11 protein-coding genes are annotated in these 14,522 nt (G+C 60.8%); 4 read left to right on the top strand and 7 right to left on the bottom strand.

Translation table 11 applies throughout. From position 1 onward, the window contains the following. Nucleotides 1–66: 66 nt before the first annotated feature. On the bottom strand, nucleotides 67–855 hold the full coding sequence (locus AC4BCN_RS00055) for an AraC family transcriptional regulator (RefSeq protein ID WP_319993486.1): 789 nt from the start codon (nucleotides 853–855) through the stop codon (nucleotides 67–69). 101 nt (nucleotides 856–956) lie between these two features. On the opposite strand from AC4BCN_RS00055, the gene AC4BCN_RS00050 reads away from it, so the two are divergent. The 3 genes from AC4BCN_RS00050 (at nucleotide 957) to AC4BCN_RS00040 (ending at nucleotide 4,959) form a co-directional block, all read left to right on the top strand. Beyond that, nucleotides 957–1,871, top strand: a complete 915-nt coding sequence (locus tag AC4BCN_RS00050; RefSeq protein ID WP_490492277.1) for a DMT family transporter — start codon at nucleotides 957–959, stop codon at nucleotides 1,869–1,871. A 41-nt stretch (nucleotides 1,872–1,912) separates the two neighbouring features. Beyond that, nucleotides 1,913–2,827: a toxin-antitoxin system YwqK family antitoxin gene (locus tag AC4BCN_RS00045; protein ID WP_490492276.1), complete on the top strand. Its 915-nt coding sequence runs from the start codon at nucleotides 1,913–1,915 to the stop codon at nucleotides 2,825–2,827. A 401-nt stretch (nucleotides 2,828–3,228) separates the two neighbouring features. Then, entirely contained in the window at nucleotides 3,229–4,959 is a 1,731-nt protein-coding gene (locus AC4BCN_RS00040; protein ID WP_490492275.1) for a methyl-accepting chemotaxis protein, read from the top strand. Between the two features lie 130 nt (nucleotides 4,960–5,089). Here AC4BCN_RS00040 and AC4BCN_RS00035 read toward each other — a convergent pair whose 3' ends face one another. After that, on the bottom strand, nucleotides 5,090–6,241 hold the full coding sequence (locus AC4BCN_RS00035) for an AI-2E family transporter (protein ID WP_490492274.1): 1,152 nt from the start codon (nucleotides 6,239–6,241) through the stop codon (nucleotides 5,090–5,092). A gap of 162 nt (nucleotides 6,242–6,403) precedes the next feature. Then, complete coding sequence (locus tag AC4BCN_RS00030) at nucleotides 6,404–7,414, bottom strand: hypothetical protein (protein WP_490492273.1); 1,011 nt, start codon at nucleotides 7,412–7,414, stop codon at nucleotides 6,404–6,406. Nucleotides 7,415–7,706: 292 nt separating this feature from the next. Between AC4BCN_RS00030 and AC4BCN_RS00025 the strand changes: the two genes are divergently transcribed. Further along, nucleotides 7,707–7,889: a hypothetical protein gene (locus AC4BCN_RS00025; protein WP_490492272.1), complete on the top strand. Its 183-nt coding sequence runs from the start codon at nucleotides 7,707–7,709 to the stop codon at nucleotides 7,887–7,889. On the opposite strand, the gene AC4BCN_RS00020 is transcribed toward AC4BCN_RS00025, so the two are convergent. The 4 genes from AC4BCN_RS00020 to dnaA all read right to left on the bottom strand — a co-directional run bounded on the left by AC4BCN_RS00020 (nucleotide 7,886) and on the right by dnaA (nucleotide 14,522). Further along, on the bottom strand, nucleotides 7,886–8,947 hold the full coding sequence (locus tag AC4BCN_RS00020; protein ID WP_490492271.1) for a GGDEF domain-containing protein: 1,062 nt from the start codon (nucleotides 8,945–8,947) through the stop codon (nucleotides 7,886–7,888). The two genes, AC4BCN_RS00025 and AC4BCN_RS00020, sit on opposite strands and share 4 nt — an antisense overlap. A gap of 271 nt (nucleotides 8,948–9,218) precedes the next feature. Beyond that, entirely contained in the window at nucleotides 9,219–11,717 is a 2,499-nt protein-coding gene (gyrB, locus tag AC4BCN_RS00015) for a DNA topoisomerase (ATP-hydrolyzing) subunit B (protein ID WP_436483740.1), read from the bottom strand. Between the two features lie 153 nt (nucleotides 11,718–11,870). After that, the gene (gene dnaN, locus AC4BCN_RS00010) at nucleotides 11,871–12,977 is read right to left on the bottom strand and encodes a DNA polymerase III subunit beta (RefSeq protein WP_034754341.1); all 1,107 of its coding nucleotides are present in this window, start codon (nucleotides 12,975–12,977) and stop codon (nucleotides 11,871–11,873) included. Between the two features lie 150 nt (nucleotides 12,978–13,127). Then, complete coding sequence (gene dnaA, locus AC4BCN_RS00005; RefSeq protein ID WP_034754339.1) at nucleotides 13,128–14,522, bottom strand: chromosomal replication initiator protein DnaA; 1,395 nt, start codon at nucleotides 14,520–14,522, stop codon at nucleotides 13,128–13,130.

Below are 14,522 nucleotides of genomic sequence, written 5' to 3'. Positions count from 1 at the left end.
AGGCTTGCGATGATAACAAGCCTGCCCCCAATCGCCCATGATTATTGATGCATAGCAGCATTTTTTTTACGCGGCAATGACTTTAGCCTGGTAAAACGCGGTCGGCGTGGTGCCGAAATGTTTTTTAAACATGGCCGTGAACGCGCTCTGGCTCGTATAGCCGTTGTCCATGGCCACGTCGATGACCTTGACGCCTTGCGCCAATTGTTCGAGTGCCCGCAGCAATCGCGCCTGCTGGCGCCACTGGCCAAAGCGCATGCCCGTCTGTTTCTGGAACAGCCGGTGCAGGCTGCGTTCGGTGATCGCCAGTTCCTGCGCCCAGTGCGCCACCGTCTGCTGTTCACCCGGTTGTTCCATCAGCCGCGCGCAAATGCCGCGCAGGCGCGCATCCATGGGCAGCGGCAGATACAGGGGCAGCACGGGCAGGCTGTCGAGCTCATGCAACAGCAATTGCAGCAGATGCCAGTCGCGGCTGCCTTCCGTGAAATCGGGCGCGATGTCGACGGCCGCCACGATCAATTGCCGCAGCAAAGGACTGATGTCGAGCACGCAACTGTGGGCCGGCAGCAATGGCGAATTGGCGCAGTTGACGAACACCGTGCGCATCTTGACGGCGCCGCTCATGCGCACCTTGTGCGCGATGCCGGGCTGCAGCCACACGCCGCGCGTGGGCGGCACCACCCAGCGCCCGCCCTGCGCTTCGATGGTCATCACGCCCTCGATGGCATACAACAGTTGCGCATGCGTGTGACGGTGCGCGGAAATCACGTGGCCGTGCGCATAGTCGACGGCCAGCGCCATGGCGCGCGCCGTGACGGGCAGCAATTCCTGAAAGGCGGGAGAGGAACAATCCATGAAAGAAGGTCAGTTTTGCGATAGGTTCGGACATCTTAGCGCGAGAAAGCGCGATGCGCTTGCGGCATGATGGTTTCCCGTAACTATTCCCGGAGTTTCGCATGCCTGTGCGCGCCTATCTGTATCCGTTTCTGGCCATGTTGCTGTGGGCCGGCAACGTCGTCGTGTCCAAGCTGGCCGCGTCCAGCATCGCCCCCACGGCCATCACCTTTTACCGCCTGGTGCTGGTCTTGCTCGTGATGACACCGTTTATCGCCCGGCCCCTGTGGCGCAACCGCGCCGCCATCCGCCGTCACTGGTGGCAGCTGGCCCTGTGCGGCCTGATGTCGATGGCCCTGTTCCAGAGTTTGTCCTACCGCGCTGCGGAAAGCACCACGGCGACGAATATGGCCATCGTCACGGCGCTGGCGCCCCTGATGACGGCCCTGCTCAGCGTGCTGCTGCTGGGCGAGCGCCTGACGGTCGGCATGGCGGCCGGCGGCGTGCTGTCGTTTGGCGGCTTGCTGTACCTGGTGGGGCGCGGCGACGTGCTGGCCTTGCTGCAGCAAGGCGTGCATGCGGGCGATGCGCTGATGCTGCTCGCTTCCCTGAGCTTCGCCCTGTACGGCGTGCTGCTGCGCCGCTGGCGGTTGTCCATTCCCGCCTGGCAAGCCATTTATTGCCAGGCGCTGGCGGCCCTGGCGTGCATGCTGCCGTTCTTCCTGCTCTTGCCACCCGGCAGCGCCAGGCTGGACGCCACCACCTTGCCCTTGATCGGCTATGCGGGCATCGGCTCGTCCATCGTGCTGTCCTATCTGTGGATCGAAGGCGTCAAACTGCTGGGGCCAAACCGCTGCAGCATCTACGTCAACCTGCTGCCCCTGCTGACGGCCCTGCTGGCCATCGTCTGGCTGCACGAAAGCATGCATGTGTACCATTTGATCGGCGGCGGCATCTCGCTGCTGGGCGTGCTGCTGGCGCAGACGGTACAGCGGCCCCTGTTCGGCCGGCGTCCTCGCGTGTCAGGTCTTGCCTGAACGGCCATGCATAATGGCGGTTTTCAGGCAGTGGAGTGGGCATGCGGCAAACATTTTGGATGAGCACGATGGTGGCGCTGCTGGCGCTGGGAGGTTTGGCGCCAGCGCAGGCGGCGCGGTTCTACGACGGTCAACCGATGGCCACCGCCAGCACCGTCGAGCGCGGCGCGAAAACCATGGACGAGGCGCAGGTGCGCACGGCGCTGGCCCATGTGCCGCAGATCGACGACAGCATCGTCTACGCGCCCACGGGCGTGGCCGAGTTCGACGCCATCGAGCATGGCCATGGCAAGCTGGTCGGCTATTTCAATATCGATGGCGATTTATTGCCCGGCAAGCCGGCCGATGCACCGGCGTTTGCCTATAAAAAAACCTTCGCGGAAAAGGATGGCCATTTCCTCACGGTCACTTATCTGCTGGGCAAGGGCCGGAAAGGGAACCGCGCACCCAGCTATCACATCAAGTGGATCACATGGGAAACGCAGCCGCAGCGCTTTGCCGCCAGCCAGGATGGGCTATTCATCGAGTACAACGTGAATTGCTGCGTGGGCAGCGTGTATGCCCGTGGCCAGTATGCACAGGGCAAGCGCACGGGGCAGTGGCACTACGAGGAGCCGAACACCATCCGCTCGTTTGGCGCCTTTGTCGATGACAAGGCCGAAGGGCCGTGGACGTATGAAAGCGGCGATGAAACGACGACGGGCATGATGCAGCGTGGCCAGCGCACGGGCCGCTGGGAAGTGAGCCCAGGCGTGGACGAATGGCGCGAAGTGGACATGCACAGTTTCACCGGTTATGACACGTTTGTGAAGGACCGCTTGAACGGCCCCAGCGAACGCCGCATCGACGGCGTGGTGCAATGGCAGGGCAACTATGTCAACGGCAAGAAGCAGGGCCAGTGGGTGGAACCTGGCGGTGGCGGCCTGTATGTCGATGACGTGAAACAGGGGCCGTAAAAGCGACGCCGGACGGTGGCTGGCAAATGCTGACCATGCTCGATTGCAGAAACCGTCTATTAACATAACTGGCATTCCCACGCGAGCGCGCACGATTGCGGAATGCCAGTTCTGCGCAAAAAACATCATCTACTTGTTACAAAGCGTGAAAATCCATGCTGGATGTTGCTACTAGTAATCTTTCCCTGTATCTTGCAGTCAGGAAATAAAAGTACAGGAAACCTCGACCTCGTTGCCCTGTCTTGCACTCCTGACGATATGCGCGGGCCGCCTTCCCCCCTGCCGCCGCACACGCCGTATCGATCTGTCCTGAACAATTCACGTGACCCGCCCATCAGGCGTTTGCTGCTATCCCGTTTGGCGGGCGCAGGCATGGTTGCGCCCCTACCAAGGAAAACTGCATGCTGTCTAACATAACAATAAAAATGCGCCTGATTGCCACCATGAGTGTGCTGGGCTTGATGATCGCCGTGCTGGGCGTCATGAGTATCATCAGCCTGAAATCGGCCAACAACAGCCTTAACGAGGTCTACAGTAATCAGCTGGCATCGACGCAAGCGATCGGCGAATCGCAAATTGCCCTGGGCCGCGCCCGGTTCACGATGGACCGCGTGATGGTGCACCCCGAAGCGGCCGACGCCAAGGATACCCTGGCCCGTGCCGAACAATTCATGGAAGCCTCGAACAAGTTCTGGAAGGTCTACTTGGCCTTGCCGCAAAGCACGGACGAAAAGCGCCTGTCCGACGACATGGACAAGAAGCGCAGCGAGTACATGAGCAACGGCTTGCTGGTCATGAGCAAGGCTTTGCGTGAAGGCAACGTCGCCCAAGCGGACGGTTTGATGATGACGGGGCTGACGCCCCTGTACCGCAGCCTGGACCAGGCCGCCGAAACATTGACGCAATACCAGACCACTTCGGCCGCCCGCATGTATGCGGAAAGCCAGTCCAGCTACCGTACTCAGGTGGCCATGGCCATCGGCGGCGTGCTGGTGGGCGCCTTGCTGACGATTATTTCCAGCATCTTGCTGCTGCGCGCCATTTTTGGCCCGCTGGACCAGGCCTTGCGCCATTTCGGCGCCATTTCCGACGGTAATCTGGCCAACGACATCGTCATCACGCGCAACGACGAGATGGGCGCCTTGCTGACGGGCTTGCAGAAAATGCAGGAACGCCTGTCGACCACCGTGCGCGGCGTGCGCGACGGCAGCGGCGCCATCGCCACGGCCAGCAATGAAATCGCTTCGGGCAACCTGGATCTGTCCAGCCGCACGGAGCAGCAAGCGTCGAGCCTGGAAGAAACGGCCTCGTCGCTGGAAGAGCTGACCTCAACCGTCAAGCAGAATTCCGACAATGCGCGCCAGGCGAACCAGCTGGCCGTCTCCGCCTCGGACGTGGCGGTAAAAGGCGGCGCATTGGTGGCGCAAGTGGTCGACACCATGGGCACCATCAGCGAATCGTCGAAAAAGATCGCCGACATCATCGGCGTGATCGACGGCATTGCCTTCCAGACGAACATCCTGGCTTTGAATGCGGCCGTGGAAGCCGCGCGTGCCGGCGAGCAGGGCCGCGGCTTTGCCGTCGTCGCCACGGAAGTGCGCAACCTGGCGCACCGCTCGGCCAGCGCCGCCAAGGACATCAAGCTGCTGATCGAAGCGTCGGTGCAGAACGTAGGCGCCGGTAGCGCGCTGGTCAGCCAGACGGGCACGACGATGGACGAGATCGTGGCCAGCATCCGCCGTGTGACGGACATCATGGGCGAAATCAGCGCCGCCGGCCGCGAACAGGAACTGGGCATCGGCCAGATCAACCAGGCCGTGGCGGAAATGGATACCGTGACGCAACAGAATGCGGCGCTGGTGGAAGAAGCGGCAGCTGCCTCGGAATCGATGCAGGAGCAGGCGGCGGCGCTGGCCGAAATGGTCAGCATCTTCAAACTCGACGCCAACCATAGCGGTCCTGCCGCCAAGCCTGCCTTGCGCAAGCCTGTCGTGGCCGCCGCCAGCACGGCCTTGAAACGCCCGGCGCTGCGCCTGGCGCCAAGCCGCGCTGCGGCAGCACCTGTCGCTCCGGCACAGCCCCGTTCCGCCAAGCCTGCTGCAGACAACAGCGGCGAGTGGGAAGAGTTCTAACATTACTGAAAAACCTACTGCGCGTCGCGCTTTGCGGCCTGTGATGCTCACCGTGCTCAAGCACGGTTGCGCTTCTTGGACACAACGCGCTGCCGCTCGCTACGGTTTTATAGGTGTTGAAGATTCTAAATTACTGCTGTCGCAGGGTGGCCTTGCTGCCCTGTTCCTGCAGCATCGCCGCCTCGGCCAGGGCCTGGGCGCGCGCTTCTTCCGCCGCCTGTTCCGCTTTCTCCAGCGCATCATGGCGCGCCTGCAAGGCTGCCCGGGCGCGCACGAAGACGATCTTGATGGCCGCCATCACGGGCACGGACAGGAAGATGCCGACCACGCCACCCAATTGGTCGCCGGCCAGCAGGCCGATGATCACCATCAGCGGACTCACTTCCACGCCTTCGCTCATCAAATACGGGTTGACCACGTAATCCTGGAACAAACGGTAGGCGGCGATAAAGCCGATCAGCCAGAACACGTGCTCGAAGCCGCTGAAACCGGCCACGACCACGGCGATGACGGCCGCCGCCAACGGACCGGCAAACGGGATGAATTCCAGCAAGGCGGCAGCACCGGCCAACAGCAGGCTGTACGGTACGCCCATCAGGGAAAAGGCGATGCTGTAAGACACAAAGGTGGCGATCGACAACAGCAGCAGGGCGCGCACATAGCGCGACAGCAAGATGTCGAGGTCATCAATGATGGCGCCCCAGAGTTTCTTGTTCGGGCGGTTCAGCAGGGACAGCAAGCCGTCGCGCATGTCCGGGCCTTCCTTGATCAGCAAAAAGCTCAGTACGGGCACCAGCACCAGATAGATTAGGTTGCTGGCCGCATGCATGACGGTCAAGCCCAGTTCTTTCGCCAGCGGCATCGCTTGTCCCGTACCGCTGCTCAGCTGCGTCTGCATGAACGACAGCAGGCGCGCGCGCAACGGCTCCATGAATTCCGGCAACGGGATGCGCTCGGCAAAGTTGTTGCCCTTGAGCAGGGTCGGCAACTGATTACTGAGCTTGATCGCTTCTTCCTCGATGCGCGCGCCGAAGATGGAGCCCAGTATCGCCACCAGCAAGATCACCACGAGGAAGACGATGCCGATGGCGGCCGTGCGCGGCAAGCGTTTCGGGCCATGGCGTTCGAGCAGGCCGATCAGCGGATACACGAGGTAGCTGAAGAAAATCGCAAAGACCACCACGATCAGGGTCGACGAAACCTTGTAGGTGAGAAACAGCAGGAAGGCGATGAGGAAAGCCGTCCACACCATCTTGGCAACGCGCAAGTTAAAACCGAACATATGAATTCCTTAGGGGCAGGATGCGGCGCAAGCGTGACTGGCTTGAAAGGCAGGGTGGGCAAGGCAGGGACAGGGCCGCGCCACACGGCCGGAAATCATACCGCAAAATGCCAAAATGCCATGTTCTTGTGCGTAATGGCAATGCTTTCCCTGCACTTGCGCTTATTTTTCCCGCCAGCTGGCCACGGTGATGAGCACGCCATCGTCCTTGTTGGGTTCGCGCAAGGTCACCGTGTAGCGGCCGCTGGCATCGCTGCCCGTAAACACCACCTTGTCGTCATGGCCCTTCACTTGAGCGCCCTTGGCCAGCTTGGCGTAGGTGTTGAGCACCCAGTGGAAATCGGCATAGCTGCGCAAGGTGATGTCGGCATCGGGCATGGGCTCGTCGCCGGCCTCGGCCGCTTCCGTCGCCGTGCGCATGGGCAAACCGGCCAGGCCCGCCGGTGTGACGATCTTGCCGCCGCTGGAACTGCCGTTCAATTCCGCATTCGGCAGCAGCAGGTGCAGCAGGCTGGCGGGAAAGCCGGGCGGCACGTCGCGCGGTTCCCAGCCGGGCTGGCCAGGGCGGGTCGTGATGTATTCCACGGCAGCAATGCTTTGCCGCTGTTCCAGCGCAGCCTGTGCCAGCGTGGTCGGCAACTGCCGTGCCCACACGAGCAGCGGTGCGGCCATCTCATCCTCCGCGCCCGGTGGCAGGAATACCGTCAGCACGGCATGCGTGGATGGCAGGCAGGCGGGGACGGCGTCGCCGATGGCGGCCTGGCAATGGCCATTGACCAGGCCCAGCGCCAACAGCTTGCGTTTCGGATCGAACAGCATGGCAGCGCGCCGTGCACCGTGTGTGCCGGCATCGATGGAGGCCAGCACGGAACGCCCGTCGGGCAGCATGGTGCGCGTGATGTCGTCGAGTGAATACATGCTGTCGAGCACCTGGCGCGCGATCAGGGTGTTGCCCTGCGTATAGCTGCCGCGCGCATAGCCGAGCAGCTTGAAGACGTCGGCGCGGATCTCCGGATGCGCACTCAGGCGCAGCGGCGGCGATGGCACGGGCACGGTGGCGGCCACGAAGGCGGCATCTTCGGCAGAAATAGTTTCTGCCATGGTGGAAAGCGGCAGGCACAGCGCGGCGCACAGCGTCAGCATGCGCAAAGTGATTTTTCCTGGGGTGTTCAATGGCCATCCTTGTCGAGACGCCATGCCGGACCGGTTGCCGGCATGCGCGGGCCGCGATCTTAGCATTTCAGGAATAAATCTCTTTCTGCCAAGCTTGGCTATTGAATCACTGTCCCCCATTGCCATGGCCCAGATCTCGTGTGTCGGCAGCGGCCAGGTTGACGATGAGAAAAGGGGYGTGTAGGGGCACAAGTATGTGCTCCACTCGTGTGTCGGCGCGGCCAGGAAATTGCGCATGGGAGAAAAGGGCTGCTTCTATACCTGTTCGTTGTACCGAGAAGACCACGCCAAGGTGAGCCGTTTGATTCGTCCCATGCTGGCGTTCTTTGAGAGCAAGGACATTCCCTTGACCATCCTCAAGATCGGCGCCCGGGACAGCTGGTACGAAGTGGATCCCGCGCAGCGCGATCCCTGGAAGATTTCCCCGCAGGCCCTGCTGGCGCTGCTCGATGCTGGCCCCAACGGCAACCCCTAGGCAGCGTTGAGCACGTAGCGGTTCTTGCCGCTTTTCTTGGCCTGGTACAAGGATTCATCGGCGCGCCGGTAGCTGTGCGACAAGTCCGCTTCCTTGAGCAGCTCTGCGACGCCGATGCTGACGGACACCTTGCGTTCCGGCACGAAAGCCGCCTCGACGCTGTCGACCAGCTGCGCGGCGAAGTCACAGGCCGCGTTCTTTTCGCCCAGGTAAATGACGGCAAACTCCTCGCCACCGAGGCGCCCGCACAGGTGCTCGCCAGACAGTTTGGCGATCACGTCGGCGATCTTTTTCAGCACCTCGTCGCCCACGTCATGGCCGTACACGTCGTTGATCTGCTTGAAGTCGTCGATGTCGATCATCAGGAAATACGCGGGCGTGCGCGCCGTGCGCTGCAAGGCGCGGGCGCCCTGCGTAAACATGCGGCGATTGTTGAGCCCGGTCAAACCATCCTTGTAGGCCATCGTCGCCAGTTCGCGCTGGGCACGGTAGTTATGGATGCGCAGGACGAGAAAATAGATATTCAGCGCCAGGCCGATGATGACGCTGATGGTGACGGCCAGCACGGGCCAATGCTGATCGGCCTGGCCAGCATGTACGGGAAATTGCCCCAGCCCCAGCATGGCCCACACGCACAGCGATACGCCCAGGTAATACGCGATGCCGCTAAAGATGGGCGCCGTCGTCAGGGTGATCATCACCCCCAGCGGCAACACCCAGAAAGCAGGGTCTTCCGTGCTCAGCATCAGCACGCGAAAGCCGAACGCGATGAACAGCACACTGATGGTGCCGCTGGCGATAATCGCCTGCAAGGACTTCGCATACACGGTCAGCAGCAGCCCGCCCAGCATGCCCGTCACCCCCAGCGCCGCCTGCGCATGATCGAACGAAGCGCGCGGCAAGGTCAGGCTGAACGTGACCAGCCAGCAAGCCAGGCCAAACGTCAGGATGGCTATCGAAATGAAATGCAGTTCCTTGAAAAAGCGCTGCTGCTGCTCCCGTTCTCCTGAAAAGAACAGGTAATAGAAGGCAGGAGACAGGCTGCGCGAAGTGAACATTCCATTCGTCCAGGCAGACAACACGCCTTGCGGCAGGGACGCCTCCCGGCAACAGCAGGCGGCATAGCGCGCGTACAAAATTAGTTGCGCTCAGGAACTAGTGTACTGGTTTCTTGGGGGCAGTGGGGACGGAGAGCGTGGAAATGCGGCGGTATGGATACAGGTACTGTGAGCGTGATCGCTGCATCCCCGAAGGGCACGGTCTGGACGTTGAAAAAGAAAGCGGCCCTGCAAGAGGGCCGCCATGGCAACATCTCGTTGCTGTTATGTCTTACACGTCGATATTCCCCGCACGCAACGCATTATTTTCGATGAACGCGCGGCGTGGTTCCACGTCATCGCCCATCAGCGTTGTGAAGATTTGATCCGCGGCAATCGCGTCTTCGATCTGCACTTTCAACAAGCGGCGCACGGTTGGGTCCATCGTCGTTTCCCACAGCTGGTCCGGGTTCATTTCGCCCAGACCTTTGTAGCGCTGTTTCGAGACGGTGCGTTCGGCTTCGTCGCGCAGCCATTGCATGGCCTGGTGGAAGTCGACCACGGCGATTTCCTTCATGCGCTCGCCTTCGCCGCGGCGGACAAACGCGCCTTCGCCGATCAGGCCTTCGAAGGTGGCGGCGCCGCTGCTCAGCACGGCGTAGTCCGGGCCTTGCACGAAGTCGGCGTCGATGGCGGTGACTTTGACGTTGCCGTGGTACATGCGCTCGATGTGCAGCTTGTGTTTTTCCGACAAATCGTCGGAACGCACGTGCACGCGCACGGCGCTGTCGTTGATGGCCGTCTGCAGGGCCAGGGCGGAGGTTTCCGCCAGGTCCAGAGTCGACAGGTCCAACTGCACGCCCGTCATGATGGCGGTCAGGGCGGCGCGGTCGATGACGCGTGTCAGACGGGTCATGATGGTGTTCGACAGGTTGAACTTGCGCACCAGTTCCGTCAGGGTCTCGCCGGAAATGCCTTCCGCGCCTTCGCGCGGCACCAGCACGGCCGTGTTCAGCGCCACGGTCATCATGTAGCTCGCTTCTTCCGCGTCATCTTTCAGATAGCGCTCGTCGCGGCCGGCTTTCACCTTGTACAGCGGCGGTTGCGCGATGTAGATGTGGCCGCGCTCGACCAGTTGCGGCATCTGGCGGTAGAACAGGGTCAGCAGCAGGGTGCGGATGTGGGCGCCGTCGACGTCCGCATCGGTCATGATGATGATGCGGTGGTAGCGCAGTTTCTCGACGTTGAATTCGTCCGGTCCGATCGAGGTGCCGAGGGTGGCGATCAGGGTGGTGATCTGCTCCGACGACAGCATTTTTTCGAAACGGGCTTTTTCCACGTTCAGCACTTTACCGCGCAGCGGCAGAATCGCCTGGAACTTGCGGTCGCGCCCCTGTTTTGCCGAGCCACCTGCCGAGTCACCCTCGACGATGTACAGTTCGCACAGGGCGGGGTCTTTTTCCTGGCAGTCGGCCAGCTTGGCCGACAGGCCCAGGCCATCCATGATGCCTTTGCGGCGGGTCAGGTCGCGGGCTTTGCGGGCCGCTTCGCGCGCACGTGCCGCTTCGACGATCTTGCCGCAAATGATCTTGGCGTCGTTCGGTTTTTCTTGCAGGTAATCAGCCAGGGTCTTGGCAACGATCTCTTCCACCGGGCCGCGCACTTCGCTCGATACCAGCTTGTCTTTCGTCTGCGACGAGAATTTCGGTTCCGGCACTTTGACCGACAGCACGCAGGTCAGGCCTTCGCGCATGTCGTCGCCGTTGATTTCCACTTTCGCCTTTTTGGCGAACTCGTGTTCATCGATGTATTTGTTGATCACGCGCGTCATCGCCGCGCGCAGGCCCGTCAGGTGAGTGCCGCCGTCGCGTTGCGGAATGTTGTTCGTGAAGCACAGCACCTGTTCATTGTAGGCATCGTTCCACTGCATCGACACGTCGACCGAGATGTTCGTGTTCTGGTCCGACATGCGCTCGCCCGTGGCCTGGAAAATGGTCGGATGCAAGACCGATTTGGCCTTGTTGATGTATTCGACGAAGCCGCGCGTGCCGCCTTCGAAGGCGAATACTTCTTCCTTGCCCGTGCGCTGGTCGGACAACTTGATGTTGACGCCATTGTTCAGGAAGGACAGTTCGCGGATGCGCTTGGCCAGGATTTCATAGTGGAATTCCACGTGCGTGAAAATCTCTTCGTCAGCCCAGAAATGCACGTCGGTGCCGCGCTTGTCCGTTTCGCCGATGACCTTGATCGGGGAGGTGGCGATGTCGCCGACCATGACGATCTGGCGGTCTTGCGGCACGCCGCGCACGAATTCCATGTGATGCACTTTGCCATCGCGGCGGATGGTCAGTTTCAGCAGTTTCGACAGGCCATTCACGCAGGACACGCCCACGCCGTGCAAACCGCCCGAGACTTTGTACGAGTTCTGGTCGAACTTGCCGCCCGCGTGCAGCTCGGTCATGACGATTTCCGCCGCCGAACGCTTCGGATCGTGCTTGTCGTCCATTTTCAGGCCGGTCGGCACGCCGCGGCCATTGTCGGTGATCGAGATCGAATTATCGCTGTGGATGGTGACGTGGATTTCCGTGCAGTGGCCGGCCAGCGATTCATCGATGGAGTTGTCCAGCACTTCGAATACCAGATGGTGCAAGCCGGTGCCGTCCGAGGTGTCGCCAATGTACATGCCCGGGCGTTTGCGTACGGCTTCCAGGCCTTCCAGGATCTGGATGGAGGCGGCGCCGTATTCTTCCGTTTTGGCCTGGATCGGGGTGTCTTGTGGATTCTCGGACATGGACTGCTTTCTCAAATAACGATTGCTGATTGATTCGGGGCTGCTGGCTGATGACCGTAGGTCGGGTTAGCCGGAACGGCGTAACCCGACAGACGGCGGTTCAGCATGTCGGATTACGCTGCGCTAATCCGACCTACGTCACTGCTGTGGTCTTTAGATGCGCATCGGCATGACGACATACTTGAAGTCGGCATTGTCGGGGATGGAGATCAGGGCGGACGAGTTCGAATCACCGAGCGCGATGTTGACGTATTCGCATTTCAGGTTGTTCAGCACGTCCAGCAGATACGTCACGTTGAAGCCGATGTCGACGGAGTCGCCGCCGTAGTCGATTTCCAGCTCTTCGACGGCTTCTTCCTGGTCCGCATTGGTCGAGCTGATCTTCATGCTGCCCGGGGTGATGATGCAGCGCACGCCCTTGAACTTGTCGCTGGTCATGATGGCGGCGCGTTGCAGCGAGCGCAGCAATTCATCGCGGCCGATGGTGAAGTCGTTTTTGTAGCCTTTAGGAATCACGCGCGTGTAGTCGGGGAACTTGCCTTCCACCAGCTTCGAGATCAGCTCGATGTCGGCAAAGGTCAGTTTCACCTGGTTGGCGGCGATGTCCAATTGCACCGGCTCATCGTTCTCTTCCAGCAGGCGCTGCAGTTCGATGATGGTCTTGCGCGGAATAATCACTTCCTGGCGCGCGAAGGTCTGCTCGGTGGCGACCTGGCAAAACGCCAGACGATGGCCGTCAGTGGCCACGGCGATCACATTATTGCCATCCAGAACCAGCAGCAAGCCGTTCAGGTAGTAGCGGATGTCTTGCTGCGCCATAGAGAAATGCACCATGTTGAACAGGTGCTTCAGCGTTTTTTGGGGCAGGGTGACGGACGCGTTGTAGCTTTCCGCCTGTTGTACGGTTGGAAACTCTTCCGCCGCCAGGGTTTGCAGGGCGAAGCGCGACTTGCCCGTTTGCACGGTCAGGCGCTTGTTCAGCAGGGTCATCGTGACGTCGCCCGATTCGGGCAGGGCGCGCAGGATGTCCAGCAGCTTGCGCGCGGCCACGGTGGTGCCGGTGACATCCGCGCCGGAACCGATTTCCGCGTGCGTGGTGATCTGCACTTCGGTGTCGGTCGACAGGAAGGAGACATTTTCACCGTCTTTGCGGATGAGGATATTGGCCAGAATCGGCATAGTGTGCCGACGCTCGACAATACCGCTCACGATCTGCAGTGGCCGGAGAAGGGTATCTCGGGTGGTTTTGACCAATTGCATATTTATCCTCAATGTATAGGTTGAACAGTACGACGTTTAACGTATTAATTTAACAATTGTTACCATAGGGAGCCCCGACAGACCGGCTGCGGTGCCCTCCCAGATGATAAGGGTAAAGCACGTTTTGAGCCAGTCTTGCTCAAGCGGCGCTTAGCCTTTTAATGTTTGCTCCAGCACATGCAATTCATGGTTGCATTCCGGATTCTTGGTGCGGTCCAGCGCGATCTTGCGCACGGCATGCAGCACCGTGGTGTGGTCGCGGCCGCCGAACAGCTCGCCGATCTCCGGCAGGCTCTTCTGTGTCAATTCTTTGGCCAGGTACATGGCGATCTGCCGCGGCCGGGCGATATTCGCGGGGCGGCGTTTCGAATACATGTCGGCAACCTTGATATTGAAGAAGTCGGCCACCGTTTTCTGGATGTTTTCCACGGAAATCTGGCGGTTCTGCACCGACAGCAAGTCCTTCAGGGCTTCCTTGACGATATCGATCGTGATGTCTTTGCCATGGAAACGCGAGTACGCGAGGATCTTGCGCAGCGCGCCTTCCAGTTCGCGCACGTTCGAGCGCAAGTGCTTGGCGACAAAGAAAGCCACGTCGTCGGAGAAGGTCACGCCTTCCTGCTTGGCTTTTTTCAACAGAATCGCCACGCGCATTTCCAGTTCCGGCGGTTCGATGGCCACCGTCAGGCCCGAGTCGAAGCGCGAGATCAGGCGGTCGTCCATGCCCGTGATTTCCTTCGGATACGTATCCGAGGTGATGATGATCTGTTTCTTTGCGGCAATTAATGCCTCGAAGGCATAGAAAAACTCTTCCTGCGTGCGGCTCTTGCCGCCAAAGAACTGGATATCATCGATCAGCAGCATGTCGAGCGAGTGATAGTAGTGCTTGAAGTCGTCGAAACCCTTGCGCTGGTAAGCGGTCACTACGTCGCGAACGTACTGTTCCGCGTGGATGTAGCGAATTTTTGCGCCCGGATTGTCGGCCATCACCTGATTGCCGATGGCGTGGATCAAGTGGGTTTTACCGAGGCCGACGCCGCCGTAGAAGAACAGCGGGTTATAGGACACGCCCGGATTGTTCGCCACCTGGATGGCGGCGGCGCGCGCCAATTGGTTGGCCTTACCGGTCACGAAGCTGTCGAAGGTCAGGTCGGTGTTGATGCGGCTCTGCTCACGGCGTGGCGCGGCGCCGATGCTCAGTTCCGGCACGCTGGGCTGCGGCTCCGCGGCGCGCGCGCTGGGCGCGCCGCCATTCGGATCGCTGGCCGGGGTGCTGGCGGCAACGGGCTTCTTCGGCAAGGCCAGGCGCGGGTCGAGCACGAACTGCACTTCCGTCGGCGCTTCGAAGTACTGAATGGCCAGGGCAGTGATGCGGCTGGCGAACTGGGTCTTGACCCAATCGAGCTTGAAGCGATTGGGCGCAGCAATGCGCAGCTTGCCCTCTTCGTAATCGAGAGGGATAAGCGGTTTGATCCACGCACTGAATTGTTGCGGTGTCAGCTCCAGTTCCAACTGCGCGGAACAGGCCTGCCAGAAATTATCCAT

The organism is Janthinobacterium sp. Bl 1 (assembly GCF_058215535.1).
The sequence above is the reverse complement of the archived record's forward strand: the minus strand, read 5'-3'. Positions and strand labels throughout refer to the sequence as shown.

Coding starts and splice junctions, on each gene's coding strand:
- AC4BCN_RS00055 (WP_319993486.1), bottom strand. CDS start 855: ATGGATTGTTCCTCTCCCGCCTTTCAGGAATTGCTGCCCGTCACGGCG.
- AC4BCN_RS00050 (WP_490492277.1), top strand. CDS start 957: ATGCCTGTGCGCGCCTATCTGTATCCGTTTCTGGCCATGTTGCTGTGG.
- AC4BCN_RS00045 (WP_490492276.1), top strand. CDS start 1,913: ATGCGGCAAACATTTTGGATGAGCACGATGGTGGCGCTGCTGGCGCTG.
- AC4BCN_RS00040 (WP_490492275.1), top strand. CDS start 3,229: ATGCTGTCTAACATAACAATAAAAATGCGCCTGATTGCCACCATGAGT.
- AC4BCN_RS00035 (WP_490492274.1), bottom strand. CDS start 6,241: ATGTTCGGTTTTAACTTGCGCGTTGCCAAGATGGTGTGGACGGCTTTC.
- AC4BCN_RS00020 (WP_490492271.1), bottom strand. CDS start 8,947: ATGTTCACTTCGCGCAGCCTGTCTCCTGCCTTCTATTACCTGTTCTTT.
- gyrB (WP_436483740.1), bottom strand. CDS start 11,717: ATGTCCGAGAATCCACAAGACACCCCGATCCAGGCCAAAACGGAAGAA.
- dnaN (WP_034754341.1), bottom strand. CDS start 12,977: ATGCAATTGGTCAAAACCACCCGAGATACCCTTCTCCGGCCACTGCAG.
- dnaA (WP_034754339.1), bottom strand. CDS start 14,522: ATGGATAATTTCTGGCAGGCCTGTTCCGCGCAGTTGGAACTGGAGCTG.